General features: G+C 58.6%; 24 protein-coding genes. 17 read left to right on the forward strand and 7 right to left on the reverse strand.

Annotated elements, in window-relative coordinates:
• Positions 1–163 precede the first annotated feature (163 nt).
• Entirely contained in the window at positions 164–715 is a 552-nt protein-coding gene (locus GNX18_RS02265; protein WP_138236516.1) for a flavodoxin, read from the forward strand.
• Between the two features lie 7 nt (positions 716–722).
• The gene (locus tag GNX18_RS02270; protein WP_166215195.1) at positions 723–1,100 is read left to right on the forward strand and encodes a hypothetical protein; all 378 of its coding nucleotides are present in this window, start codon (positions 723–725) and stop codon (positions 1,098–1,100) included.
• A 65-nt stretch (positions 1,101–1,165) separates the two neighbouring features.
• Here GNX18_RS02270 and dapE read toward each other — a convergent pair whose 3' ends face one another.
• The 7 genes from dapE to map all read right to left on the reverse strand — a co-directional run bounded on the left by dapE (position 1,166) and on the right by map (position 9,726).
• Entirely contained in the window at positions 1,166–2,308 is a 1,143-nt protein-coding gene (gene dapE, locus GNX18_RS02275; RefSeq protein WP_166215197.1) for a succinyl-diaminopimelate desuccinylase, read from the reverse strand.
• A gap of 428 nt (positions 2,309–2,736) precedes the next feature.
• Positions 2,737–3,768, reverse strand: a complete 1,032-nt coding sequence (dapD, locus tag GNX18_RS02280) for a 2,3,4,5-tetrahydropyridine-2,6-dicarboxylate N-succinyltransferase (protein WP_166215198.1) — start codon at positions 3,766–3,768, stop codon at positions 2,737–2,739.
• A gap of 54 nt (positions 3,769–3,822) precedes the next feature.
• A complete protein-coding gene (locus GNX18_RS02285; protein WP_166215200.1) occupies positions 3,823–4,167 on the reverse strand; it encodes an ArsC family reductase in 345 nt (114 codons plus the stop codon).
• Between the two features lie 32 nt (positions 4,168–4,199).
• A complete protein-coding gene (nth, locus tag GNX18_RS02290) occupies positions 4,200–4,868 on the reverse strand; it encodes an endonuclease III (RefSeq protein ID WP_138236521.1) in 669 nt (222 codons plus the stop codon).
• Between the two features lie 22 nt (positions 4,869–4,890).
• Positions 4,891–6,066 carry a succinyldiaminopimelate transaminase gene (gene dapC, locus GNX18_RS02295; protein ID WP_166215202.1) on the reverse strand — a complete coding sequence of 392 codons (1,176 nt, stop codon included), beginning with the start codon at positions 6,064–6,066 and terminating at the stop codon, positions 4,891–4,893.
• A 45-nt stretch (positions 6,067–6,111) separates the two neighbouring features.
• The gene (locus GNX18_RS02300; protein ID WP_166215204.1) at positions 6,112–8,847 is read right to left on the reverse strand and encodes a [protein-PII] uridylyltransferase; all 2,736 of its coding nucleotides are present in this window, start codon (positions 8,845–8,847) and stop codon (positions 6,112–6,114) included.
• 108 nt (positions 8,848–8,955) lie between these two features.
• Positions 8,956–9,726, reverse strand: coding sequence for a type I methionyl aminopeptidase (gene map, locus GNX18_RS02305; RefSeq protein WP_138236524.1), 771 nt, complete (start codon positions 9,724–9,726; stop codon positions 8,956–8,958).
• A 459-nt stretch (positions 9,727–10,185) separates the two neighbouring features.
• Here map and rpsB point away from each other — a divergent pair, with 459 nt between their 5' ends.
• The 15 genes from rpsB to rnhB all read left to right on the forward strand — a co-directional run bounded on the left by rpsB (position 10,186) and on the right by rnhB (position 25,540).
• Entirely contained in the window at positions 10,186–10,932 is a 747-nt protein-coding gene (gene rpsB, locus GNX18_RS02310; protein ID WP_138236525.1) for a 30S ribosomal protein S2, read from the forward strand.
• A gap of 121 nt (positions 10,933–11,053) precedes the next feature.
• Entirely contained in the window at positions 11,054–11,917 is an 864-nt protein-coding gene (gene tsf / locus GNX18_RS02315; RefSeq protein WP_138236526.1) for a translation elongation factor Ts, read from the forward strand.
• 287 nt (positions 11,918–12,204) lie between these two features.
• Complete coding sequence (pyrH, locus tag GNX18_RS02320) at positions 12,205–12,942, forward strand: UMP kinase (RefSeq protein ID WP_138236527.1); 738 nt, start codon at positions 12,205–12,207, stop codon at positions 12,940–12,942.
• Entirely contained in the window at positions 12,939–13,496 is a 558-nt protein-coding gene (gene frr, locus GNX18_RS02325; protein ID WP_138236528.1) for a ribosome recycling factor, read from the forward strand. Before pyrH ends, frr begins: the two co-directional genes overlap by 4 nt.
• Entirely contained in the window at positions 13,496–14,260 is a 765-nt protein-coding gene (gene uppS / locus GNX18_RS02330; protein WP_138236529.1) for a polyprenyl diphosphate synthase, read from the forward strand. Before frr ends, uppS begins: the two co-directional genes overlap by 1 nt.
• Positions 14,261–14,339: 79 nt before the next feature.
• A complete protein-coding gene (locus tag GNX18_RS02335) occupies positions 14,340–15,185 on the forward strand; it encodes a phosphatidate cytidylyltransferase (RefSeq protein ID WP_138236530.1) in 846 nt (281 codons plus the stop codon).
• A gap of 141 nt (positions 15,186–15,326) precedes the next feature.
• The gene (gene ispC / locus GNX18_RS02340) at positions 15,327–16,559 is read left to right on the forward strand and encodes a 1-deoxy-D-xylulose-5-phosphate reductoisomerase (RefSeq protein ID WP_166215206.1); all 1,233 of its coding nucleotides are present in this window, start codon (positions 15,327–15,329) and stop codon (positions 16,557–16,559) included.
• Positions 16,560–16,568: 9 nt separating this feature from the next.
• On the forward strand, positions 16,569–17,927 hold the full coding sequence (gene rseP, locus GNX18_RS02345) for an RIP metalloprotease RseP (protein WP_138236532.1): 1,359 nt from the start codon (positions 16,569–16,571) through the stop codon (positions 17,925–17,927).
• Between the two features lie 88 nt (positions 17,928–18,015).
• Positions 18,016–20,583 (forward strand): outer membrane protein assembly factor BamA, encoded by a 2,568-nt coding sequence (bamA, locus tag GNX18_RS02350; protein WP_166215208.1) that lies wholly within the window; start codon positions 18,016–18,018, stop codon positions 20,581–20,583.
• Between the two features lie 109 nt (positions 20,584–20,692).
• Positions 20,693–21,208, forward strand: coding sequence for an OmpH family outer membrane protein (locus GNX18_RS02355; protein ID WP_138236534.1), 516 nt, complete (start codon positions 20,693–20,695; stop codon positions 21,206–21,208).
• Positions 21,209–21,230: 22 nt separating this feature from the next.
• The gene (lpxD, locus tag GNX18_RS02360; RefSeq protein ID WP_166215210.1) at positions 21,231–22,310 is read left to right on the forward strand and encodes a UDP-3-O-(3-hydroxymyristoyl)glucosamine N-acyltransferase; all 1,080 of its coding nucleotides are present in this window, start codon (positions 21,231–21,233) and stop codon (positions 22,308–22,310) included.
• A gap of 92 nt (positions 22,311–22,402) precedes the next feature.
• Positions 22,403–22,840 (forward strand): 3-hydroxyacyl-ACP dehydratase FabZ, encoded by a 438-nt coding sequence (gene fabZ, locus GNX18_RS02365; RefSeq protein ID WP_138236536.1) that lies wholly within the window; start codon positions 22,403–22,405, stop codon positions 22,838–22,840.
• 99 nt (positions 22,841–22,939) lie between these two features.
• Entirely contained in the window at positions 22,940–23,719 is a 780-nt protein-coding gene (lpxA, locus tag GNX18_RS02370; RefSeq protein ID WP_138236537.1) for an acyl-ACP--UDP-N-acetylglucosamine O-acyltransferase, read from the forward strand.
• Positions 23,716–24,885 carry a lipid-A-disaccharide synthase gene (gene lpxB / locus GNX18_RS02375; protein ID WP_240914172.1) on the forward strand — a complete coding sequence of 390 codons (1,170 nt, stop codon included), beginning with the start codon at positions 23,716–23,718 and terminating at the stop codon, positions 24,883–24,885. The genes lpxA and lpxB overlap by 4 nt, the downstream gene beginning before the upstream one ends.
• Before the next feature lie 40 nt (positions 24,886–24,925).
• The gene (gene rnhB, locus GNX18_RS02380) at positions 24,926–25,540 is read left to right on the forward strand and encodes a ribonuclease HII (RefSeq protein WP_166215214.1); all 615 of its coding nucleotides are present in this window, start codon (positions 24,926–24,928) and stop codon (positions 25,538–25,540) included.
• Positions 25,541–25,558 lie beyond the last annotated feature (18 nt).

A 25,558-nucleotide genomic window follows, 5' to 3' on the forward strand; every position in this document is an offset into this window, starting at 1 on the left:
TATTACAGGGGCTTTTTTTTTGCGCAAATATCCGCTGCGTCCATTTTTCGCGCCTTGCCGTACCAGCCCAATGTTGGGAAAATGCCCGCCCACCGGGCGATCTCCGGACCCGTTTCAGTGCGGCTCCGGGGTCAGAGTGCCCCGAAACCGTTGAGGAGAGAGTGTGAGCAAGATCGGCCTGTTTTACGGAAGTGACGAAGGCAACACAGAGAGCGTTGCCCACCGCATCGTTGCCCGCCTGGGTGAGGAACGGGTTGACCTGCACGATATCGCCGACGTTACCCAGCTTGAGATCGAGAGTTACGAGCAGCTGATTTTTGGTATCCCCACCTGGGATTTTGGCCAGATTCAGTCCGACTGGGAGGATTTCTGGGAGGACGTCAAGGAAATCGACTTCAGCGGCAAAACCGTGGCGCTGTTCGGGCTTGGCGACCAGTTCGGCTACGGCGATTATTTTCTTGACGCCATGGGGATGCTGCACGATGTGATTGTGGCCAACGGCGCAGCAATCGTCGGTCACTGGCCCACGGCGGGCTACGAGTTCGAAGCCTCCAAGGCGCAGGTGCCTGGGCAGGATATCTTTGTCGGCCTCGCCATAGATGAGGACCAGCAGGAGGAGCTGACCTGTGCGCGCCTCAACGACTGGTGCGAGCAGATCGCCGAAGAGTTTGGCCTGGAAGGCGGCGCTGACAGCATTGCCCTGTTGGAGGATTGACGCTGCTATGACCCATCCCGATACCCTTTCACTGCAGGATTTCTGGCCTTGGCTTGCGGATCACTGCAACTGCATCCTGCGAGCGGGCACGCCGGACTCCATCCTTTATGACGATGACGACTTTTTCTGGCGCTTCACCCATGAAAACCCCAACACTCTCCTGGTTCAGGTAGTGAAGGGCAAGCGGCTGGTCGGTGAGGTATTCATAGAGCCGGACCTGGTCAGCTCTGTGCGTATCACGCCGGGAGAGAAGGAGGAAGTGATCTTCGACCTGATGGCGGACGCCGATGGTGAGGAGCAGGTGCTGTACTATTTTGTAATGGCCCATGGCTACGATGTCCACGAACCACCCGCCGCGGTTACCCGCCACGGCAGGCTGCATTGAATGCTCACTCCAAACAAAAAACGCGGCTTTAAGCCGCGTTTTTTGTTTGGAGTTGGAGTCGCCGGTTATTCAACCGGTGAATCGACCAGCAGGCCCACTAGGATTTCCCGATACATGTCCTTGATCAGGTCGAGGTCGTCGGCCTTAATGCACTCATCGACTTTATGGATGGTGGCATTCACAGGGCCGAGTTCCACGACCTGCGCGCCGGTCGGTGCGATAAAGCGACCATCGGAAGTGCCGCCGGCGGTAGAGAGTTCGGTTTCGCGGCCGGTAACTTTGCGTATGGCGGCCTGGGCAGACTCTACCAGCGGGCCTTCGGCGGTGAGGAAGGGGTGGCCCGAGAGGTTGAAGTTGGCTTCGTATTTGAGTCCGTGCTTGTCAAAAATGGCACGCGCGCGGCGCTCCAGATCTTCGGCGGTGGTCTCGGTGGAGAAGCGCCAGTTACATATAACTTTGACGTCGCCGGGTATCACATTGGTGGCGCCGGTGCCGCCGTTGATATTGGAAACCTGGAAGCTGGTAGCCGGGAAGAAGTCGTTGCCTTGGTCCCATTCTTCCGCGGCCAGTTCGGCGAGTGCGGGTGCGAGTTTGTGCACCGGGTTTTCCGCCAGGTGCGGGTAGGCTACGTGGCCTTGGATGCCGAATACGGTGAGCTCAAGGCCGAGGGAGCCGCGGCGGCCGTTTTTGATCACGTCGCCGGCGAGGGTAGTGCTGGACGGTTCGCCGACGAGACACCAGGTGATTTTTTCGTTGCGCGCTTCCAGCCATTCGACCACTTTCACGGTGCCGTGTTTTGCTGGGCCTTCTTCGTCGCTGGTGATGAGGAATGCAATGCGGCCCTTGTGGTCGGGGTGGGCAGCGACGAATTCTTCGCAGGCGACGACCATGGCGGCGAGTGAGCCTTTCATGTCGGCGGCGCCACGGCCATAGAGCATGCCATCGATGATTTTGGGCTCGAATGGCGGGTTTTGCCAGTTGGCTTCTGGGCCGGTTGGCACTACGTCAGTGTGGCCGGCGAAGGCGAAAATCGGGCCTTCTTCGCCGCGCACGGACCAGATGTTGTCGGTGTCGCCGAAGCGCAGGTGTTCAGTTTTGAAACCGATATTTTCCAGGCGCTCGAGCATGAGTTCCATACACCCCGCATCTTCGGGGGTGACGGATTGGCGACGGATGAGGTCGCAGGTGAGTTGTACTGTTGGGGTCATCTTGGGTTGATCTGGCTTCGTGGGTTTTTGTCGAAGCACTGTTCCTGTTTTGTGGCGGCCTGCCTGCCGGTGGCTGTTCGCGAGACACGGACTAGGCGTCCCCCCTCAACCCATCCCTGGGGGCTCTTCTAAAACATCCCTGTTTTAGAAGGTCTCGCGAACAGCCCCCGGCAGGCAGGCCTTCGCGTTGAAATTAATCACACTGAATTAATTAAGTAGTACGACCAATTTGTTGTAATCGAAGTGCAAAAGGTCGAGTAAGGCAAAGCGCTGGGTGGAGCCTTTCGGAACCGTCGGTGCCATGGATGGCACCGACGGAGCGTACAGGGATGTATTTACAGCGATTCCGAAAGGCTCCACCCAGTGATTTGCCGCCACCGGACCCGCTTCAAGCGGACCCCGCGGCGGAAAAGCACTCATAGCTCTAATTAATTGCTATGCAGTTCCGCATTCAATTCAACCGCACTCTTGTTGGTCAAACACTCAACAGCACCGGTAGAGGAGTTGCGGCGGAACAGCAGATCAGACTTGCCCGCCAGATCGCGGGCTTTCACGGATTCAACCACCGCACCCTTGTCGTCCAGCACCGCAACCTTGGTGCCGGCAGTGATGTACAGGCCGGATTCTACCGTGCAGCGATCGCCCAGCGGAATGCCGGTGCCGGCGTTGGCACCGAGCAGGCAGCCTTCGCCGAGGGAAATCACGATGTTGCCGCCGCCGGACAGGGTACCCATGGTGGAGCTGCCGCCGCCGAGATCGGAACCGGCGCCCACGAAAACGCCCGCGGAGATGCGGCCTTCGATCATGCCCGGGCCTTCGGTGCCCGCGTTAAAGTTGACGAAACCTTCGTGCATGATGGTGGTGCCTTCGCCCAGGTAAGCGCCGAGACGCACACGCGCGGTGTGGGCGATACGGACGCCCTTTGGCACCACGTAATTGGTCATTTTCGGGAACTTGTCCACGCAGGAAACTTCCAGCACTTCGCCGTTGAGACGCGCTTCCAGCTGGCGCGCCGGCAGCTCGGTCAAGTCGATGGCGCCCTTGTTGGTCCAGGCTACGTTCGGCAGCTGGCCGAAGATACCGTCCAGCCTGATTTCGTGGGGCTTTACCAGGCGGTGTGATAACAGGTGCAGTTTCAGGTAAGACTCGGGCACAGACTGCGGCGCGTCGTCGCTGTGCAGCACTACCGCTACCAGCGGACGCTGTCTGTTGGCGAATTGGCGCAGAATGGCGGCCTGCGCGGTGGAGCCAGCGCTTTCCAGCTGGTTTGCCAGTGGTTCCAGCTGTGCTTCATCCAGCGCTACCGCGACGTTGCCGCCGCTGATGTCGAGAACACTGGTAACCGCTTTGGCTACGCCTTCGGAGGGGTAGAGCATGGGCTGGGGGAAATACACTTCCAGCCACTCGCCCTTTTCATTGCAGGTGCCTACACCGAAGCCGATGCTAAATACTTTACTCATGTTGGTTTCCTTTTCTTTCATCTGAATTTTCGGTCAAGCCGCTGGGCGTATTGGCTATTTGGTAAAAGCAGCGTAACTGTCGGCCTTGAATCCGAACAGAGTGTCATTGCCGCGCGTCATTACCGGGCGTTTGATCAGCGTTGGCATGTCATTGGCCAGCACTTGCGCACTCGCATTGTCGAGTGCATTTTTCTGTGCATCGCTGAGTTCGCGCCAGCTGGTGGAGCGGCGGTTCAATACCTGCTCCCAGCCGAATTCACCCAGCCAGTCCGCCAGCGGCACGCCGTTCATGCCGTCTTCGCGGAAGTCGTGAAAGGTGTAATCCACGTTGTTTTGTTCGAGCCACTGGCGGGCCTTTTTTACGGTGTCGCAGTTCTTGATGCCGTAAAGGGTAATCATCGGATTTCCTGTGAAGTTTGGGGCCGTCGGAATCAGGCCTTTTTGACTTTTTTCGGATTCTTGCGCGCGGGATAACAAGTGGTGCAGATCTCGCACACGGTGCCGTCGCAGCCGCGGGCGGAGCAGTATTCGCGGCCATAGAAAATGATCTGCAGGTGCAGCTTGTTCCATTTGTCTTTCGGGAACAGGCGCTTCAGGTCTTTTTCGGTCTGCACCACGTTCTTGCCGGAGGTGAGCCCCCAGCGCTGCGCCAGGCGGTGGATGTGGGTGTCCACTGGAAATGCCGGGTGGCCGAAGGCCTGGGCCATCACCACGCTCGCGGTTTTGTGTCCTACCCCGGGCAGGGTTTCCAGTGCTGCCATATTTTCCGGTACTTTGCCGTGGTACTGGTTCACCAGGATTTCCGAGAGCTTCTGTATTGCCTTGGATTTCTGTGGCGACAGGCCGCAGGGACGGATCACTTCGCGGATTTTCTCCACCGGCACCTGCGCCATATCGTGGGGGTTGTCCGCGAGTTTCCACAGTGCCGGTGTGATCTGGTTAACGCGCTCGTCGGTGCACTGTGCGGACAGCAGTACCGCCACCAGCAGGGAGTAGGCGTCGAAGTGGTCGAGGGGGACCGGGGTTTCCGGGTAGAGTTCTTCCAGGCGGTTCTGGATGTAGTCTACGCGTTCCTGTTTTAAGAGATTTTTTGCGGTCATTGGTTCGCCTGCAAGCAGGCCCCTACATACGGAAGTGGCGAATGCGCTTCGCGGCTTCGATGCACTCTTCCAGGGTGGCAACTAGGGCCATGCGCACGTATTCCGCACCGGGATTCACACCGTTGGCTTCGCGGGCCAGATAGGCGCCGGGGAGTACGGTGATGTGTTGCTGGCGGAACAGCTCGCGGGCAAAGGTCTCGCCGTCGCCCACCTTGGGCCAGAGGTAAAAGCTCGCTTGCGGTTTTTGCACTTCCAGGCAGCCGTCGAGAATGTTCAGCACGGCATCGAACTTCTGCCGATAGAGTTCGCGGTTTTCCTGTACGTGCTGCTCGTCCTGCCACGCGGCGATGGATGCGTATTGGGTGGGCACTGGCATGGCGCAGCCGTGGTAGGTGCGATACAGCAGAAATTTTTCCAGGATCTCGCCGTCGCCGGCGGCGAAACCGGAGCGCAGGCCCGGCAGGTTAGAGCGCTTCGACAGGCTGTGGAAGACCACGCAGCGGCGGTAATCATCGCGGCCGAGTTCCGCGCAGGCCTGCAGTAGACCGGCCGGTGGATTATTCTCGTCGAAATAGAGCTCGGAATAGCACTCGTCGGAGGCGATGGTGAAATCGTACTTATCCGCCAGTGCAATCAGCTGTTTCAGTTCGTCGAGATCCAGCAGGGCTCCGGTGGGGTTGCCGGGGGTGCACAGATAGAGCAGGTCGCAGGATGCCCAGGCGGATTCCGGTACGCTGCTGAAGTCCGGTTTGAAGCCGGTTTCCGCGCTGCAGTTGATAAAGTGCGGTATCGCACCGGCGAGAAATGCCGCGCCTTCGTAGATCTGGTAGAAGGGGTTCGGCATCAGCACTGTGGCGCCGGGAGAGACTACGGCCTGGGCGAAGGCGAACAGCGCCTCGCGGGTGCCGTTGACCGGAATTACCTGGGTGTCGGGGCATACGGCATTTAACTGAAAGCGATTGCGCAGCCACTGCGCGATGGTCTCCCGCAGTGGGTCTATACCCTTGGTAAGCGGGTAAGCGGCGAGCTTGTCGAGATTGTCGATCAGTTCATCGCGCACAAATGTTGGCGGTGTGTGCTTGGGCTCGCCGATGGACAGCGCGATATGAGCGAGATCCTCGGGGCCCTCAATGCCCGCTTTCAGTTTTGCCAGTTTGGCAAAAGGGTAGGGCTGCAGTTGTTGCAAATTTGGATTCATCGTCTTTTCTGCTTATTCGCGTGTTCTTTTCTTCGGCTCTGACATTTACGGCTGCGGTGGCAGCGTCGCCTGGTGCGCATCCAGTTCCTGACAGATGGCCTGTTCCAGTAATTCGATCAGTGCCGGGTCCGTGAGCGGTTCGTCGTTGGCGTCGGTGATATGGAAAATGTCCTCGACCCGCTCCCCCAATGTGGAAATCTTGGCGTTGTGCAGGCGCAGATCGTGGGTGATGAAAATCCGCGCAATACGCGCCAGCAGACCGGGGCGGTCGGCGCTGATGATTTCCAGCGTGCTGTAAGTGTCTTCCGGCTCGGTGGAGATATGGGCCTGGGTCGAAAGGTGGAACATCTTCAGGCGGCGCGGGGTGCGGCGCTTGATCACCTTGGAGTAGTCGCCCACCAGCTTCAGTTCTTTCTGCAGGGTATTGCGGATCTGCTCCAGCCGCTGGGGCTCGTCCAGCAGCGGCTGTCCGGTTTCGTCCAGCACATAGAAGGTGTCCAGCGTGTAACCGCCGGCGGAACTGTACAGACGCGCGTCGTGAATATTCAGGTTCAGCATGTCGAGACCGGTAACCACTGCCGCAAACACGTTGGGCCTGTCCGGGGTATATACGAACACTTCTGTGGCACCGTCGTGTTCGCCGGGGCCGGAGTTGCGGGTAAGGACCACCGTGTCGCTGTCGGCGTCGCGCTTTGGGTCTTTCTGCAGTTGATAAATGGCGGCGGTGTGCCAGGTAATGTTGTCGGCGCTCTCGCGCACGAAATAATCCTCGCCCATTTCACACCAGATATCTTCCACAGCATTGCTGGGTATCCCCATGGCGCGCAGCATGTTGCGCGCCTGTGCCTGGGTTTCCTCGTAGACTTCGTCGCGGTCGATGGGGTTTTCGAGGCCCCGGCGCAGCGCGCGCTGGGTGTACTGATACAGCTGGCGCATCAGGCTAGCGCGCCAGCTGTTCCACAGATCCGGGTTGGTGGCGTTGATGTCGGCCACGGTCAGCGCGTAGAGATAGTCCAGGTGCTCGCGGTCGCCTACTTCCGCGGCGAAGGCGTGCACCACTTCCGGGTCGGTGATGTCCTGCTTCTGGGATACCGCACTCATCAGCAGATGCTTCTCCACCAGCCAGCACACCAGGCGGGTGTCGCGAGCGGAGAGACCATGGCGTTGGCAGAAGGCTTCCGCGTCCACTACGCCCAGTTTGGAGTGGTCGCCGCCGCGGCCCTTGGCGATATCGTGATACAGGCCGGCGATATACAGCAGTTCCGGCTTGCGCATGCGCGCAAGGATTTCCGCTGCCAGCGGGAATTTCTCCCAGGCGTCGTCGCCGCGGAACGCGCGCATATTGCGCACCACCTGCAGGGTGTGGGCGTCCACGGTGTAGATATGGAAGAGATCGTGCTGCATTTGCCCGGTAACGCGGCCGAACTCGGGTAAATAGCGGCCGAGAATACCGTAGCGGGTCATGCGCGTGAGTTGCGTGGACAGCCCACGGGGGCTGCGCAAAAGTTGCATGAACAGGCGCGCGTTGGTGGGGTCGGCGCGGAAGCGCTCGTCGATCAGGTAGCGATGCTCGCGGATCAGGCGAATGGTGGAGGCGCGCACGCCCTGAATTTCCGGGTTTTTCGCCATCAGTACGAAGATTTCCAGCAGCGCCGAGGGGTTCTCGGTGAAGGTGCGGGTGACCGCGGCTTCGATGGTGTTGCCGCGCAGCTGGAAGCGCTCGTTGATGGTGGTGACCGGCAGGTGCTTGCCGCGCTGCAGAATCACTTCGTCGAGGAACTGCAGCAGCACATCGTTCAGCTCCCGCAGGGCCATCACGATGCGGTAGTAGGTGTGCATGAACTGCTCGACCGCGAGGTGCGCCTCGTTGTCCTTGTAGCCGAACTCCCGTGCCAGTTCGCGCTGGTAGTCGAACAGCAGCCGCTCTTCGGGGCGGCCCGCCAGTAAGTGCAGGCCGTAGCGTACCCGCCATAAGAAATCTTCGCCGGATTGCAGGATGGCGAATTCCTGTTCGGTGAAAAACCCCTTGCCCTGCAACTGCTTCAGGGTGCGCACCTGGAAATAGCGCTTGGCTACCCAGTTGATGGTCTGGATATCCCGCAGGCCACCGGGGGCGTTCTTGATGTTGGGCTCAAGGTTGTACTCGGCACCGCGCTGTTTGCGGTGGCGCTCTTCCTGCTCCTCAAACTTGGCCTGGAAGAACTTGTCCGCCGGCCAGATGGCGTCTGGTGTCATGCGCTCGGCCAGCGCCTCGCACAGCGCCGGGTTGCCCACCACGGTGCGGCACTCCAGCAGGTTGGTGGCCACGGTGATGTCTGCTGCCGCCATCTCCACGCAGTGTTCAATGGTGCGCACCGAGTGGCCGATGTCGAGTTTCAGGTCCCACAGGAAAGCTACAAGACGCTCGATGTTGTCGACTACCGTCGCATCGGGCTTGTCGTCGCTAAGGATCAACAGGTCAATGTCGGACTTGGGGTGCAGCTCGCCGCGGCCATAGCCGCCTACTGCCAGCAACGCGATGTTCTGTGGCCACTGGTACTGGTGCCATGCGTAGTGCAGCAGGCAGTCTACGAACAGTGCGCGCTCGTAGACCAGGGTGCGCACGTCCTCGCCTTCGCGAAAGCGCCGTGCCATCTGGGTGTTGGCGGCGCCCACTGCGTCGCGGAAAATCTCCAGGCGCGGGCGGGCTCCCTCTTCGAGATCGCGACGGAAGCGCGACTGGTCGAAGAAAAACAGGGGTTTTTCAAAATGCGGGATTTGGGCCAGCTGCATGGAATTCATCTGTTTAGATTCCGGGTTCGGCACGGAGCTCAACTCAGTGCCGGTTGTTCCTTCCCTGGCCGCTACAGGCCATGTTCGCGCGGTTGCGACGCCTCCGATTGAGGCCGCTTAGAAAGACTCCTCCTTGCGCGCGGTCAGGATTTCCACGCCGGTGCTGGTCACCGCCATGGTGTGTTCCCATTGGGCAGACAGGCGGCGGTCTACGGTGACGGCGGTCCAGCCGTCGCGCAGTACGCGGCTGCCGGGCTTGCCGGCATTGATCATGGGCTCGATGGTGAAGGTCATGCCTTCCTCCAGCACCTGCCCGGTGCCGGGCTTGCCGTAGTGCAGGATCTGCGGGTCTTCGTGGAAGACGTCGCCGATGCCGTGGCCGCAGAAGTCTTTCACCACCGAGTAATAGTTGCTCTCCGCGTGCTGCTGGATCACATGGCCGATATCGCCGAGAGTGGTACCCGGACGCACGATTTCAATGGCCTTGTACAGACACTCCTGAGTGATTTTCACCAGCCGCTCGGCGTGGGGGAGCGGGGCACCTACGAAGAACATTTTCGAGGTGTCGCCGTACCAGCCATCTTTGATGACCGTGACATCGATATTGATGATGTCGCCCTTTTTCAGCACCTTGGACTCAGACGGAATGCCGTGGCAGATGACCTCGTTGACTGAGGTGCAGATGGACTTGGGGAAGCCGCGATAGCCGAGACACGCGGGGATGGCCTGCTGCACATTGACAATGTGGTCATGGCAGCGGCGGTCGAGCTCCTCCGTAGTGACGCCGGGAACCACGTAGTCACCAATCATTTCCAACACTTCGGCAGCCAGGCGGCCCGCGGTACGCATTTTGGCGATCTGTTCCGGTGTCTTTACAGCATTGGTCATGAAGCTTTCCAGGTAACTCGTTCGTGTCTCTATGGCGTGTCCGCCGGGCTGATGCGCGCGGCGGGCGGTTGCGGCGCGGTATTGTAGCGGAATTGGTGCCCGGCGGCATCAGAGCGCCGCTGAGGCGATTTTTCGCCCGCTCTCGGTCGGGTGGTCGGGATGCAGGGCGCGCGCGCCGGGTATCTGGCGGGGTTTGCGCTTCCCGCAACCCTGTGGATGTGGTATAAAGCGCGCCGCTTTGGGCATGTCCCGGGCGAAAACTATTATCTGGAAGCGTGGCTTGCGCCTGCTTCTTATACAAACGCCGCACATATACCGGCACATTCGCCTGGGTGTCTCCGCGAGCGTGGCTTCGGCTGCCGCTGTCGGAGATTGGTGAATGGGGTATGTGGAGGATGCAACCCGGGAAGTGATCGGTATGTTTGAAACCGCCGCTTCCGTCTGATTTTGAGGTTTATTATGCCGCAAGTAAGCATGCGCGATATGCTGCAGGCTGGTGTCCACTTCGGTCACCAGACTCGCTACTGGAACCCGAAGATGGGTCAATACATCTTTGGTGCCCGCAACAAGATTCACATCATCAACCTGGAGCACACTGTTCCGGCCTTCAACGAAGCGCTGCAGATCATCAAGGGTATGGCTGCGCAGAAGAAGAAGGTTCTGTTTGTTGGCACCAAGCGCGCTGCGCAGAAGGCCATTCAGGAGCAGGCAGAGCGTTCAGGTCAGCCCTACGTCAGCAACCGCTGGCTGGGTGGTATGCTCACCAACTACAAAACCATCCGCGCCTCCATCAAGCGTTTCCGCGATCTGGAAGCCCAGTCCCAGGACGGCACTTTCGAGAAGCTGACCAAGAAAGAAGCGCTGATGCGTACCCGCGCGATGGAGAAGCTCGAGCGCTCCATCGGTGGTATCAAGGATATGGGCGGCCTGCCGGACGCGCTGTTCGTGATCGATGTTGACCACGAGCGTATCGCCATTCAGGAAGCCAACAAGCTGGGTATTCCCGTGATTGGTATCGTCGATACCAACAGCAGCCCGGAAGGTGTTGACTACGTTATCCCCGGTAACGACGACGCGATCCGCGCGATCAAGCTGTACACCACCGCTGTGGCCGACGCCGTACTGGCCGGCGCCGCGAATGCGGGTGGCAGCGCTGCTCCGAGCGAGTACGTCGAAGCCAGCGACGATCAAGCCGCTGCGCAATAAGCCGTAAGGCTACTGGCGGTGTAACACATCTGAGTTACGCTGCAGGGAAAAGGGGCCTCCTATCTGGCCCCTTTTTTTCAAATCCATCAAAGAATTTGAATCTGAACCCGAGGATTGAATCATGGCGATTACCGCGTCAATGGTAAAAGAACTGCGCGAGCGCACCGGTCTGCCGATGATGGAGTGCAAAAAAGCACTGACTGAAGCCGATGGCGATATCGAAAAAGCGATTGAAGACCTGCGCAAGGCATCCGGCCTGAAGGCCGCCAAGAAAGCTGGTCGCACCGCCGCCGACGGCGTTGTTGCTGCCAAAGTTGCCGAAGATGGCAGCTACGGCGTTCTGGTTGAAGTGAACTCCGAAACCGACTTCGTCGCCCGCGATGAAAACTTCCTGAACTTCGTTGGCAAAGTAGTAGACAAGGCATTTGCCGAGCGCCAACAGGATGTCGCCGCGTTGATGGACGGTGCGCTGGAAACCGACCGCGAAGCACTGGTGCAGAAAATCGGTGAAAACATCGGCGTGCGCCGTATTCAGCTGGTCGAAGCTCCGGTTGTTGGTGCTTACGTGCACTCGAATAACCGCATTGCGGTACTGGTTGCCCTGAGCGGCGCTGACGTGGAAACCGCACGTGATATCGCGATGCACGTCGCTGCCGTGAATCCGCAGGTTGTGAAGCCGGAAGATATGTCTCCGGAAGTGGTGGAGAAGGAAAAGGAAATCATCCGTGCCCAGCCGGATATGGAAGGCAAGCCTGCAGAGATCGTCGAGAAGATGATGGGCGGCCGTATCAACAAGTTCCTGAAGGAAAACAGCCTGGTGGAGCAGCCTTTCGTCAAGAACCCGGACGTGACCGTTGGCAAACTGGCCAAGGACGCGGGCGCGGATGTTCTGGGCTTTGTGCGCTTTGAGGTAGGCGAAGGTATCGAGAAGGAAGTGGTTGACTTTGCGGCAGAGGTTGCCGCTCAGGTCAAATCCAGCTCCTGATGCCTTGACAGCCGGTGGCCGCAGGCCGCCGGCACCAGCGGGGTGTTCCCGGTGAGTTCATCAGAATGTCACCGGGGCACCCCGCGCTGGTATCTGGCTTGTAGCAACCTGCTGGTTGCGGAGTGAGTGAGCGGTTGCGTGAGTAGCCGAATCTGGCCTTCCGGAACCCCCGCGCAGGGCAAGCCATAGGTAAAGCGCCGATTTTGTTGTAATGTTCGGCGGGCGTAACCCGGAATAGGGTAGCGTCTCAACAATGAATTTTGCCCGTAACAGTTGAGGAACAAGGGATGCCAGGTATTAAAGACCGTAAGTACAAGCGAATCCTGTTAAAGCTCAGCGGAGAAGAGCTGATGGGCGAACAGGGGTTTGGAATAAGCCCCAAAGTACTGGACAAGATGGCGCTGGAAATTGGCCAGCTGGTGGGAATCGGTGTGCAGGTCGGCCTGGTGGTCGGCGGTGGCAACCTGTTCCGCGGCGCGGCCCTGAATGCCGCTGGCCTTGATCGCGTGACTGGCGACCATATGGGAATGCTGGCGACGGTCATGAATGCGCTGGCGCTGCGCGATGCGCTGGAGCGCTCGAATATTTCCTCGCGGGTCATGTCGGCGATCCAGATGAGCGGTATCGTCGACCACTACGACCGCCGCGCGGCCATCCGTTACCTGGAGCGGGGCGAGGTGCTGATCTTTGCCGCCGGTACCGGTAATCCGTTTTTCACCACCGATTCCGCCGCCTGTCTGCGTGGGATCGAGATTGAAGCCGAGCTGGTGCTCAAGGCCACCAAAGTGGACGGCGTCTACTCTGCGGACCCGAAACTGGTGCCCGATGCCACCCGCTACGACCGCCTCACCTACGACGCGGTGCTCGACAAAAAGCTCGGGGTCATGGATTTAACCGCAATCTGCCTCTGTCGCGAACACAATATGCCGGTGCGCGTATTCCGGATGGACAAGACCGGTGCACTGCTGAACATCGTTGTGGGTGGCGAAGAGGGCACACTTATTGAAGAGGACCTGAACCAGTGATCAATGACATTAAAAAAGACGCCGAAGGGCGCATGAAAAAATCCATCGAAGCGCTGGGAACCAACTTCAACAAGATCCGTACCGGCCGTGCGCACCCGAGTATCCTCGACGGTGTGATGGTTTCCTACTACGGCTCTGACACTCCGCTGTCCCAAGTGGCCAACGTGAATGTGGAAGATGCGCGCACGCTTTCCGTAACGCCCTGGGAAAAGAACCTGGTTCCGGATATCGAAAAAGCAATTATGAAGTCCGACCTCGGTCTGAACCCGAGCACTGCCGGTAGCGTGATCCGTATCCCGATGCCCATGCTGACGGAAGAAACCCGCAAGAACTTCATCCGCCAGGCCAAGGGTGAGGCGGAAAACGCCCGCGTGGCCATCCGCAATGTGCGCCGCGATGCACTGGCGGAAGTGAAGGCGCTGGAGAAAGAGAAGGAAATTTCCGAAGACGACGAGCGCCGCGCGGCGGACGAAATCCAAAAACTGACCGATAAGTACGTTGCCGAAGTGGAAAAAGCGCTGGCGGCAAAAGAAAAGGATCTGATGGAAATCTGATGTCTGAGCGCGGTACGGATGTGACGGGACGAGAAGCTGCAGGACCGCGTCATATTGCCATCATCATGGATGGCAATGGTCGCTGGGCCGCGCGCCGGGGCCTGTCGCCGTCCGCCGGACACAAGGCGGGGGTGGAGCGGATCCGGGATCTGATCGAGGCCTGTAAGGAGCTCGGTGTCGAGGTCCTCACGCTGTTTGCGTTCTCCAGTGAGAACTGGCAGCGTCCGCCGAAAGAGGTGGAGCTGTTGATGACCCTGTTTCACTCCTACCTGCGGCGCGAAGCGCGGAGGATGCAGGAGCAGGGTGTGGAGCTGCGGGTGATCGGTCGTCGCGACCGCTTCTCCCCGCGGCTGCAACGCGCTATCGCGGAAGCCGAGGCAATGACCCGCGGCGGCGTGCACGGCACGCTGGTGATAGCGGCGGATTATGGTGGCCAGTGGGATATCGCGCAGGCGGCCCGCGCTCTGGCCGAAGAAGTCGCCAGCGGCCGGCGCTCTGTCGAGTCAATAGATGAGGCGGCGCTCGCGGAGCGGGTGCAGTTGGCAGACCTGCCGCCAGTGGATCTGCTGATCCGCTCCAGTGGGGAGCAGCGAATCAGCAACTTTGTCCTATGGCAGGCGGCTTATAGTGAATTTTATTTTACCGATACGCTGTGGCCGGATTTCGGGGTTGATGCGCTGAATGAAGCTATAACGGCTTTTTGCCAGCGGGACCGCCGCTACGGCGGTCGCAGTGAGGATGGACGGGAGGTGCAGGCCCGATAGCGGATGCGAACACAGGTTTCGGCGGATGCTTCAGGCGTGCTCTTCTGGCTGCCAGATTGAACTGATCAAGGGTTAAACGGTGCTAAAACAAAGAATAATTACCGCGCTGGTGTTGGTTGCTCTGTTCCTCGGGTTGCTGTTCTTTGTGCCCATGCAGTGGTTTGCGATCGCGGTAGCGGCAATCATTCTGCTAGGGGGCTGGGAGTGGGCGAACCTTTCAAACCTGAACCGTGCGCTGCGCTTTGTATTCCTCGGTGCCCTCGGTGCCGCACTTATCGGTACTGCCCGTTACGTTTTCAACTTCGAGTTCACAAGTCCGGATATCGACCGCGCGCGCCAGATTCTTGCGGTGGCCTGTGGCTGGTGGGCACTGGCATTTCTCTGGGTGCAGGGATATCCCGCCAGCGCCATGCTTTGGGGTAATCGCTGGGCACGCGGACTGATCGGGCTGGTGGTGCTGGTGCCGGCATGGCTATCGGTTGTAATTCTCCAGGGACTTGAGCACGGCGCCTGGCTGGTACTGTTTGTTGTGGCAGTGGTGGTGGCTGCCGACGTAGGGGCCTATTTCGTCGGCCGCAAGTATGGCAAGCACAAACTCGCCCGAGAGGTGAGCCCGGGTAAATCCTGGGAGGGTTTTTTCGGGGGGCTGGCCGCCTGTCTGATACTCGCGCTGGTGGTGTCTTTTGCGTTTGACCTGCCGGCGAAAAATACTGTGCTGTTCACCTTCGGTGTGCTGGTTACCGCGCTAGCATCCGTGATCGGCGATCTGGTGGAGAGCATGTTCAAGCGCCACCGTGGGATCAAGGACAGCAGCCGGATTTTGCCCGGACACGGCGGTATTCTGGATCGGCTCGACAGTCTCACCGCAGCCCTGCCTGTATTTACCATGGCGGCGTTGGCCAGCGAACTGCCCAAGTACCTGTGATTGGATATCTGTGCGTGGCATCTGCTAAGCGGGGCAAGCGTTTGTCTGTAGATCCCAGGCAGCCATCCCCGCCGACGAGATTCGGCTCCACACTGGCAGTGTCAACCACTGTCCGGTCGGGCCGCTGAGGTTATTCGTTCAATGTATTCCACCCTTCCGCAACCTGTCTGTGTTCTCGGGTCAACCGGTTCCATCGGCGTCAGCACTCTGGATGTGCTGGCGCGTCATCCGCAGAAGTACTCGGTGTACGCGCTCACCGCCCGCGACCGTATCGAGCAGTTGGCGCAGCAGTGCCGGCGTTTTTCTCCGCGCTATGCGGTCGTGCTGGACGATGACAAGGCCGCGCAGCTGCGTCTTGCATTGCAGGCCGACAATCTCGCGACCGAAGTCCTGAGCGGCGTTGACGCCCTTTGCCGGGTAGCGTCAGACGATGCGGTGGCGATTGTAATGGCGGCCATCGTGGGGGCCGCCGGCTTGCAACCGACGATGGCGGCAGTGCGCGCTGGCAAGAAAGTTCTGCTGGCAAACAAAGAATCCCTGGTCATGGCTGGGCCGCTGTTTATGGCGGCCCTGGAGGAGAGCGGCGCCCAACTGCTGCCCATCGACAGTGAACACAACGCGATATTCCAGTGCCTGCCTTACCCCTTCGACGGCCTTGGCGGCGCCGGTGTGGAGCGGATTCTGCTGACTGGCTCCGGTGGACCTTTCCGCACCACGGACCTGGCGGCACTGGATTCCGTGACGCCGGAGCAGGCATGCCGGCATCCGAACTGGTCCATGGGGCGCAAGATTTCCGTGGATTCCGCCACCATGATGAACAAGGGGCTGGAATTTATCGAAGCCTGCTATCTTTTCCACGCCACTCCCGCAGAAATCCAGGTGGTGGTGCATCCGCAGAGTATTGTGCACTCCATGGTGCAATACCGGGACGGTTCGCTTCTGGCGCAGATGGGCAACCCGGATATGCGCACGCCGATTGCGCACGCGCTGGCATTTCCAGAGCGTATCGACAGCGGGGTTGCCGCGCTGGACCTGATTGCTCAGGGGCATCTGGATTTCGAGGCACCGGATGAGTCCCGGTTCCCATGCCTGAAGCTGGCGCGCGAAGCCATGGAGGCCGGCGGTAGTGCGCCGACCACCCTGAATGCCGCCAATGAAATTGCTGTAGACGCTTTCCTTGCCGGCGAACTACCGTTTACCGGGATAGCGCGGCTCATCGAAAAGGTCATGAAAACCACGCAAGTGGTTGAACTGACAGACCTGGATGCAGTCGAATTGGCTGATCAGAGTGCTCGTAAACGGGCAGTGGAAGTGTTGGCAGAGTTGTACGGCGCCCATGGGGGCGCACCGAGCCCGCAAACGAGATCAAAGTAAACTGACACCATGCTAGATTTCTTACAGACTGCAGTCTGGGCCCTGGTAGCCCTCGGCGTACTGGTGAGCTTTCACGAGTTTGGCCACTTCATCGTGGCGCGCTGGTGTGGCGTCAAGGTGCTGCGCTTCTCTATCGGCTTCGGTCGCCGGTTGGTTTCCCGCTACGATCGCCATGGCACTGAATTCACTATTTCCGCGATTCCCCTCGGCGGCTACGTCAAAATGCTGGACGAGCGCGAGGGGGCAGTGGCACCGGCGGAACTGGATCGGGCCTTCAATCGCAAAAGCGTGTGGGCGCGTATGGCCATTGCGGCGGCGGGCCCCATTGCCAATTTTCTACTCGCAATTGTGCTGTTCTGGGGCGTGTTCCTCGGCGGCACTTCCGGCCCGGTACCGGTGGTTGGCGATGTGGAAGCCGGCAGCCTGGCGGCGGTCGCCGGTCTGGAGCCGGGGCAGGAAATCCTCGCAGTCGACGACGAGCCCACACCCACTTGGCAGGCGTTGAACTGGCGCCTGGCTAACCGCCTTGGTGACAGCGGACATATCAAGTTTTCCGTGCGCTATCCGGATTCCTCCCTGGAATACCACATGTATGCGGATATCGACCGCTGGCTGGCAGGGCGCGAGGTGCCTGACCCGCTGGAAGAGATCGGTTTGTCACTGTGGGTGCCTGAGGCCAGTATGAAACTGTCTCAGGTGATGCCCGGCAGCCCAGCGGAGCAGGGTGGCTTGCGGGTGGGTGATGAGATTGTGGCCACAGACGGGCAGGCGTTCTCCACCTGGGATGACTGGACCAGTTACATCAAGGCGCATCCGCAGCAGCCGGTTCAGGTGACCGTGGTGCGGGATGGTGTGGAACAGGCGCTGACTGTCACTCCTGATTTGGTCGAAGTGGATGGCGGCGAGACGATCGGGCGTGTTGGTGTGGCTCCGGTCGCTGCATCTTGGCCGGAAGAGAAGGTGCGTCGCTATCACTATGGTGTATTGAGTGCGCTCAACAAGGGCCTGAAGGAAACCTGGGACAAAACACTTTTCACCCTCGACAGCCTGAAAAAATTGCTGTTCGGGCAGCTTTCGACCCGCAACTTGAGTGGCCCAATCACGATTGCTAAAGTGGCCGGCACTTCGGCGGACGCCGGTTGGCAGTCATTCCTGTCTCTGCTGGCATTGTTGAGCATCAGTCTCGGAGTGTTGAACCTGCTGCCCATTCCGGTACTGGATGGCGGACATCTGCTTTACTACGGCATCGAAGCCGTCAAAGGCTCGCCAGTTTCCGAGCGGGTGCAGATGATTGGCCTGCAGGTGGGCATGGCCATGGTGTTGGGCATCATGGCGTTGGCGTTGTACAACGACATTCTTCGACTTTAGTTGTCATATACGGGTGCCTGAAGGCACGCGAGAAATGAACGGGCCCGACGCCCGGCTGGAATTGCGAATAAAAACTCGGAATTAGTAGATGAAAAATTTCCTGAAAGCGGCTTCGCTCGGCCTGGCTCTGCCAATTACTGCCTATGCCCAGTCGTTTGTGGTCAACGATATTCGCGTAGAGGGTCTGCAGCGGGTTTCCGCCGGCACCGTGTTCGCGGCACTCCCGGTACGGGTGGGCGATCAGGTCGAGAGCGTGGAGATTCAGAGTGCTACCCGCGCGCTGTTTCGCACCGGATACTTTCAGGATATCCAGATTGGCCGCGAGAACGGGGTGCTGGTTATCACCGTGCGCGAACGCCCGGCCATTTCCAAGATTGAAATTACCGGTAACAAGGCGATCAAGACCGAAGACCTGCTGAAGGGCATGAATGATAACGGTCTTGCGGAAGGCCAGATATTCAAGCGTGCGACGCTCGAGGGTCTGGCCCAGGAGCTGCAGCGCCAGTATGTCGCCCAGGGTCGCTATGGCGCCAGCGTTACCACCGAGGTGAAGGAGCTGCCGCGCAATCAGGTAGAGCTGAAAGTGGTGGTGGACGAGGGTTCTGTTGCCGCAATCAAGCACATTAATGTGGTGGGCAACCAGGCTTTCTCCGATGACGAGCTGGGTGAAATTTTCGAGCTGCAGACCACTGGCTGGTTGTCATGGTTGAACAGCGACGACAAATACTCGCGGGAAAAACTGACCGGCGACCTTGAACGGCTCGAATCCTACTATCTCGACCGTGGCTATCTCGAGTTCAAGATCGACTCCACCCAGGTGTCGCTGAGCCCGGACAAGAAAAGTGTTTTTATCACCGTTAATATCACCGAGGGCGATGTCTACACCGTTTCCGATGTGGAGCTTGCCGGTGACCCGGTGGTGTCAGAAGAAGAGATCCGCCGCCTGCTGCTGGTGCGCAAGGGGCAGACCTTTTCTCAGGTATTGATGACCACCACTTCGGATTACATCACCAAGCGCTTGGGTAATGAGGGTTACACCTTCGCAGAAGTGAACGGTATGCCCGAAGCCAACGAAGAAGACAAAACCGTCAAGGTTACCTTCTTTATCGACCCGGGCAAGCGCGCCTATGTGCGCCGCATCAATTTCCGCGGCAACACCCGGACCTCTGATGATGTACTGCGCCGGGAAATGCGGCAGATGGAGTCCGCTTCTGCATCCTCCGCACGTATTGAACAGTCCAAGGTGCGCCTCGAGCGCCTTGGCTACTTCAAAGAAGTGCAGGTGGAAACCACCGAGGTACCCGGCACCTCTGACCAGATCGACGTGGAGTACACCGTAGAAGAGCAGCCCTCCGGCTCTATCGGTGGCACCGTGGGTTACGCCCAGGGCAGTGGCCTGGTGCTCGGGGCCAATGTGCAGGAAAACAACTGGCTGGGCACCGGTAAATCCGTCGGTTTTGCGGTAAACACCTCCAAGTACCAGACGGTGCTCAACTTCTCCTACACCGATCCTTATTTTACGCCCGACGGCGTCAGCCGCGGCTTCAACGTGTTCTACCAGGAGCGCGACTACTCCGAGATCAACCTGTCCAGCTATAACACCACCACTTATGGCGCGGGGTTGAGCTTCGGTTACCCCATTTCGGAAATTTCCCGTATCGGTCTGAATATCGGTTTCAACCATTTGGAGTTGAGCACCCATAGCAGTTCGGTGCAGGAGATTGTGGCCAGCCCTCGTCCGCTTAGCGGTGTGACTGCTGAAGTGGCTGGGAGTAGGGAGGCAATTTTAGCAGAGCTTGCTGAGGCCGATGCTGATGATGTTGCGCTCGACCTGAGTATGCCGTTGGGCCCTGATCTGTTGAATACGAACTTCGATGGCTTTGTTGATCTGTACGGCGATGAATTTGACTCCTGGTCACTCACCACTTCCTATGCACGTTCGACCCTGAACCGCGGTATTCTCGCCACCCGCGGTGCGTCGCAGCAGGCGTCGATGGAGATTGCATTGCCCGGCGGGGATCTGGAGTATTACAAGTTCATTTATACCGCGCAGTATTTTCGCCCGCTGACCAAGGATCTGACGCTGCGGCTGCGCACTCGCCTGGGCTACGCGAACGGTTACGGGGACACCGGCGAGTTGCCGTTCTTTGAAAATTTCTATGGCGGTGGTTTCGGCTCGGTGCGCGGCTTCGAGCGCAACACACTCGGACCGCGCTCTACTCCGGCAGAATTTTATGATGAGGTAGCCTGTGCGATTGATGCTGAGGGGGCTGTGACCAAGAGCTGTTATTTGCTCGATGAGACTACCGGAGAACTGAAAACTTATTCCTCTAATCGCCGCCCCGATCCATTCGGTGGCAATATCCTGGTGGAAGGCAGCGCTGAGGTGATCTTCCCGATTCCTTTCGTGAAAGATCAGCGCTCCATGCAGTCGGCGTTTTTTATCGACGCGGGTAACGTATTCGATACAAGCTGTGGCGCCACCCAGCTTAACTGTTACGATATCGACGTCGATCACCTGAATGTCTCGGCGGGTATCGGCCTGACCTGGATTACCGGGTTCGGCCCTCTCACCTTCAGCCTGGCCAAGGCGCTGCGTGAGAACGAAGACGACGATGTGGAAGTGTTCCAGTTCTCGCTGGGTAACAGTTTCTGATAAGGGGGTGCCGCTGTCCCGCTTGGGGTTTTGTGTGGGGCGGCCGGCGGTTCTGATAATAATGTGCGCCTTTTTGTGCACCTAAATTTATAAGTTACGGAGAGTAAACGTGTTCAAATTTGCAAAAGCTGGTGCAATTCTGTTGGTCGGTCTGCTGTTTGCTGGTGCTGCGTCTGCGCAAACCAAGGTGGCGGTAGTCAACATCCAGGCCGCGATCATGAGCACAGAAAAGGCGAGCGCGAAAATCAATGCCCTCAAGACCAGTTCCGAGTACTCTCAGCTGCAGAACAGTGCGGAAAACATCCGCGCAGAGGTGCAGAAAATGGCCGAAGACGCACAGAAGAATGGCGTGACCTGGTCTGAGGAGAAAAAAGCGGAAGAGCAGCGCAAGATGAACTTCAAGCGCTCAGACTTTGAAACTGCGGTTAAAAAGTTGCGCGCAATGGAAGGGCAGGCGGTGCAGGATCTGCAAAAGGATCTCCTGCCGAAGGCCAAGGAAGCACTGGAAGCCGTGATCAAAGAGCGCAAACTGGATCTGGTGCTGGATGCCAGTGCGGCCGTTTATGCGGGTGATGGTGCCAACCTGACCGAAGAGCTGGTCAAGCGTCTGAACGCTGCGAAATAATTTCCCATCGGTGAAAAAATCCATGAGCGAACAGCCAACGCTGGCTCAGTTGGCTGAAATACTGGGCGCCGAGCTGCGTCTGGCTGCTGGAGTCAGTGGTGATCTGGTGCCCGCAGGCCTCAGTACGCTGCAGGATGCCAGTCAGTATGAAGTCAGCTTTCTGGCTAGTGCCAACTACCGGCGTTTTCTCACCAGCACGCGCGCCTGCGCGGTGCTGGTGTCACCTGAGCACGCGGAATCCTGCCCGGTAACGGCGCTGGTGGTGGCGAACCCGTATCACGCATTCGCACGTGCAACGGCGATTTACGACAGTACCCCGCAATATGCCGCCGGTATAGATACAAGTGCCAGCGTACATCCCAGCGCGGAAGTACACAGCACCGCATTTATTGGTCCGGGTGTGGTTATCGAAGCCCATGCGAAGGTCGCCGAGTACGCGGTGATCGGCCCCGGGTGTGTGGTGGGTGAGGGCAGCGAAATCGGTGCCCGTTCACGGCTTTACCCCAATGTTGTCATATATCATGGCTGCTTTATCGGTGCCGACTGTAGTGTGCACAGCAACACTGTTATCGGCGCCGATGGTTTCGGTTTTGCACCGAGCGAGGGGCGCTGGGTCAAGATCCACCAGCTCGGCGGTGTGGAAATTGCCGATGAAGTGGAGATTGGGGCCTGCACCTGTATCGACCGCGGCGCGCTGGGAAATACGGTGATCGGGCGCGGGGTGAAGATCGACAACATGGTGCAGATCGCGCACAATGTGCAAATTGGTGACTATACAGCCATGGCGGCATGCTCCGCCGTTGCGGGTAGTGCCGTTATCGGCAAACACTGCACCATTGCTGGTGGCGCCGGTATTGTCGGCCACGTCACTATTGCCGATCATAGTCATGTTAGTGCCCGCACACTGGTGACCAAGTCCATAGATGAGGCCGGCTCCTACTCGAGTGGCACGCCATTTTCCGATAGTCGCTCATGGCGGCGGAATGCGGTGCGCTTCGGGCAGCTGGATCAGATGGCCCGGCGTCTGGGTGAGCTCGAAAAGACGCTTGCGGGCAGCCTCGACCATAAGGCGGGCAGTACACCGCCAGGTGACAGGAATTAGAATCCGGATTTTTTGCCGGTTTCAAACAATCAGATTTTTTAGCAGATTCGGGGCGTTCGGCGCCCCGAAGTGGTTTCTGGGGACAATTCGTCATGATGGACGTTCAGGAAATTCGTCAATACCTTCCGCACCGCTACCCTTTTCTTTTGGTAGATCGTGTCGTCGAGCTGGAGGAAGGCAAGTCGATCAAGGGCTATAAAAACATCTCAATCAATGAAGAGGTCTTCAATGGCCACTTCCCGGCAATGCCAATTTTCCCGGGTGTAATGATTGTGGAGGCTCTGGCTCAGGTTTCCGGCATTCTCGGGTTTAAAACATTGGGGCAGAAGCCGGAAGACGGTTATCTGTACTTGTTTGCCGGTATCGACAATGTGCGTTTCAAGCGTCAGGTCGTACCGGGGGACCGCCTGCAGCTGGAATCGGAAGTGGTTTCCGAGCGTCGCGGTATCTGGAAGTTCTCCGGAAAGGCGAGTGTAGATGGCGAGCTGGCGGCAGCCGCAGATATTCTGTGCGCAGTTAAAAAAATCTGAGCTGCTGCCAGTGAATGACGGGTTGCGATAAAACAGCGATTTGCGCGGACAGATTTTACGATGTTGCGCGGCCCAAATCGGTGAGGAGATAACCACAGAATGCAGACGAGTATTCATCCGACCGCCATCGTCGATGACTCGGCAAAAATTGGCGAAGGTGTGCACATCGGCCCCTACAGTGTGGTCGGGCCGGATGTCGAGATTGGTGATGGGTGTGAGATTGCCTCCCACGTCGTGCTCAGTGGGCCGACAAAATTGGGCAAAAACAATCGCATTTACCAGTTTGCCACTGTGGGGCAGGACACCCCGGACAAGAAATATCAGGGAGAGCCCACCACACTGGTGATTGGTGATGACAATGTGATTCGCGAAGGCGTCACTATTCACCGCGGTACAGTGCAGGACCGAGGTGAGACTACAATCGGTGACGGCAATCTGCTGATGGCCTATGCGCATATTGGCCATGACAGCGTGATCGGCAATCACACCATCCTCGTCAACAATGTGGCGCTTGCGGGGCATGTGCATGTAGGCGACTGGGCTATCCTCAGTGGTTATACCCTTGTTCACCAGTACTGCACCATTGGTGAGCACGCATTTACCGGAATGGGATGCGGTGTTGGCAAGGATGTGCCCGCCTATGTGATGGTGGCAGGCAATCCCGCGGAGGCCAAGACGATCAATTCTGAAGGCCTGCGGCGCCGGGGATTTAGTCGTGAGGACATCGCGCTGATCAATCGCGCTTATAAAGTCGTTTACCGCCGCGGTTTGACCACCGATGAGGCATTGGAGTCTTTGCTGCAGTTGCGGCAGGAATCCGCGGTGATCCAGCCATGGATAGATTCTCTGCAAAATTCTACGCGCGGAATAGTCCGTTGAAGGTGCCAGGGTCGGAAGCGCGCACATTGCGGGTTGGTATTCTGGCCGGAGAGGCTTCAGGCGATATTCTCGGTGCGGGCCTGATTGCGGCGCTCAAGAAACGTTTTTCCGCCGTGGAGGTGCGCGGTATTGCCGGCCCTCGTATGCTGGCACTGGGCGCGGAATCCCTGTTCCCGATGGACCGGTTGTCTGTCATGGGGCTGGTGGAGCCGCTGAAGCGTCTTCCCGAGCTGCTCCGTATTCGCCGCACTCTGCGCGAGAATTTTCTCGCCGATCCTCCTGATGTTTTTATCGGTATTGATTCACCGGATTTCAATCTGGGGCTTGAGGAGGCGCTGCGCTCCGCGGGCATCCCCACGGTGCATTATGTCAGCCCATCCGTGTGGGCCTGGCGTCAGGGGCGGATAAAGAAGATCGCCCGCGCCGTGGACCATATGCTTACGCTGTTGCCGTTTGAAGCGGATTTTTATCGCGAACATCAGGTACCGGTAACGTTTGTCGGCCACCCGTTGGCCGATGAGATTCCGCTGGATGTCGATGTGGCGGCAGCGAGACAGGCGCTCGGGTTTGCTCCGGAAGATGAGGTCGTCGCGCTACTGCCCGGCAGTCGCGGTGGCGAGGTCCGGTTGTTGGGGCCGTTGTTCCTGCAGGCGGCACTCTGGTGTTCTCAGCGGCGCCCTGGTCTGAAGTTTGTGCTGCCGGCGGCGAGCCCGGATCGCAAGGCGCAAATTGAGCAGCAACTGTCGCAGTTGGCAGGTATCGAGGCGCTTCCGCTAACCGTACTGGATGGCAACTCCCAGCAGGCATTGGCTGCCGCCGACGCGGTATTGATTGCGTCGGGTACCGCCACTCTTGAAACCATGTTGATGAACAAGCCAATGGTGGTGGCCTATAAAATGGCGCCGCTCACCTATGCGATTTTTTCGCGAATGCTGCATACCCCTTGGGTTTCTCTGCCGAATCTGTTGGCGCAGCGCGAGCTGGTACCGGAAATTCTTCAGGACGATGCGACTCCGGAAGCACTGGGGGCGGCGCTGTTGAACTATTTTGATGACCCCCTGCTCGGCGATCGCCTGCGTCGGGAGTTTAGCGAGCTGCATCAGCAACTGCGTCGCGACGCTTCAGAAAAAGCGGCGGATGCCGTCTGTAAATTGCTGCACGGCTGACTCTCAATCCAGTGCATTACCCCTCGCGGAAACATTCCCTATGAAGAACAGTGCATCCCTGCCTCCGTATGTTTGCTCCTACACCGGCACGCTGCTGGCCGGTGTCGATGAGGTCGGGCGCGGTCCACTGGCGGGGGATGTGGTGGCTGCCGCGGTGATACTCGACCCGGCGAATGCAATTGAGGGCCTGGCGGACTCGAAAAAACTCAGCGAGAAACGGCGCGAAGTATTGTTCGATGAAATCCGAGAGAAAGCGCTGAGCTTCTCCATTGCTCGCGCGACCGTCGAGGAAATCGACCAGCTAAACATTCTGCATGCCAGTATGCTGGCAATGAAGCGTGCGGTTGAGCAACTGTCAGTGCAACCGGAATTCGTGCTGGTGGATGGCAATCGCAAACCCAGTTGGCGCTATGCTTGCGATGCGGTGGTAAAAGGAGATGATCGGGTTGCCGCGATTGCGGCAGCGTCGATTCTCGCCAAGGTTACGCGGGACCGGGAAATGGTTCTGTTGGATCAGAAGTATCCGGGGTACGGTCTTGCCGGCCACAAAGGCTATCCGACCAAGGCACATATGGCAGCTCTGGCGGAGTTGGGTGTAACACCGATACACCGTAAGAGTTTTGCGCCAGTGCAGCGGCAGCTGGCGCTGGTGTAGCGCGGAAATTTTACCGAT

The organism is Microbulbifer sp. SH-1 (genome assembly GCF_011326135.1).
Classification (GTDB): Bacteria; Pseudomonadota; Gammaproteobacteria; order Pseudomonadales; family Cellvibrionaceae; genus Microbulbifer; species Microbulbifer harenosus.

Bases quoted from the DNA above. Each gene is read 5' to 3' on its own strand.
- map (WP_138236524.1), bottom strand. From the start codon at position 9,726: ATGACCAATGCTGTAAAGACACCGGAACAGATCGCCAAAATGCGTACC.
- rseP (WP_138236532.1), top strand. From the start codon at position 16,569: ATGCTAGATTTCTTACAGACTGCAGTCTGGGCCCTGGTAGCCCTCGGC.
- uppS (WP_138236529.1), top strand. From the start codon at position 13,496: ATGTCTGAGCGCGGTACGGATGTGACGGGACGAGAAGCTGCAGGACCG.
- GNX18_RS02270 (WP_166215195.1), top strand. From the start codon at position 723: ATGACCCATCCCGATACCCTTTCACTGCAGGATTTCTGGCCTTGGCTT.
- GNX18_RS02285 (WP_166215200.1), bottom strand. From the start codon at position 4,167: ATGATTACCCTTTACGGCATCAAGAACTGCGACACCGTAAAAAAGGCC.
- fabZ (WP_138236536.1), top strand. From the start codon at position 22,403: ATGATGGACGTTCAGGAAATTCGTCAATACCTTCCGCACCGCTACCCT.
- tsf (WP_138236526.1), top strand. From the start codon at position 11,054: ATGGCGATTACCGCGTCAATGGTAAAAGAACTGCGCGAGCGCACCGGT.
- nth (WP_138236521.1), bottom strand. From the start codon at position 4,868: ATGACCGCAAAAAATCTCTTAAAACAGGAACGCGTAGACTACATCCAG.
- rpsB (WP_138236525.1), top strand. From the start codon at position 10,186: ATGCCGCAAGTAAGCATGCGCGATATGCTGCAGGCTGGTGTCCACTTC.
- lpxA (WP_138236537.1), top strand. From the start codon at position 22,940: ATGCAGACGAGTATTCATCCGACCGCCATCGTCGATGACTCGGCAAAA.
- dapD (WP_166215198.1), bottom strand. From the start codon at position 3,768: ATGAGTAAAGTATTTAGCATCGGCTTCGGTGTAGGCACCTGCAATGAA.
- pyrH (WP_138236527.1), top strand. From the start codon at position 12,205: ATGCCAGGTATTAAAGACCGTAAGTACAAGCGAATCCTGTTAAAGCTC.
- bamA (WP_166215208.1), top strand. From the start codon at position 18,016: ATGAAAAATTTCCTGAAAGCGGCTTCGCTCGGCCTGGCTCTGCCAATT.
- ispC (WP_166215206.1), top strand. From the start codon at position 15,327: ATGTATTCCACCCTTCCGCAACCTGTCTGTGTTCTCGGGTCAACCGGT.
- rnhB (WP_166215214.1), top strand. From the start codon at position 24,926: ATGAAGAACAGTGCATCCCTGCCTCCGTATGTTTGCTCCTACACCGGC.
- GNX18_RS02300 (WP_166215204.1), bottom strand. From the start codon at position 8,847: ATGAATTCCATGCAGCTGGCCCAAATCCCGCATTTTGAAAAACCCCTG.
- dapC (WP_166215202.1), bottom strand. From the start codon at position 6,066: ATGAATCCAAATTTGCAACAACTGCAGCCCTACCCTTTTGCCAAACTG.
- lpxD (WP_166215210.1), top strand. From the start codon at position 21,231: ATGAGCGAACAGCCAACGCTGGCTCAGTTGGCTGAAATACTGGGCGCC.
- dapE (WP_166215197.1), bottom strand. From the start codon at position 2,308: ATGACCCCAACAGTACAACTCACCTGCGACCTCATCCGTCGCCAATCC.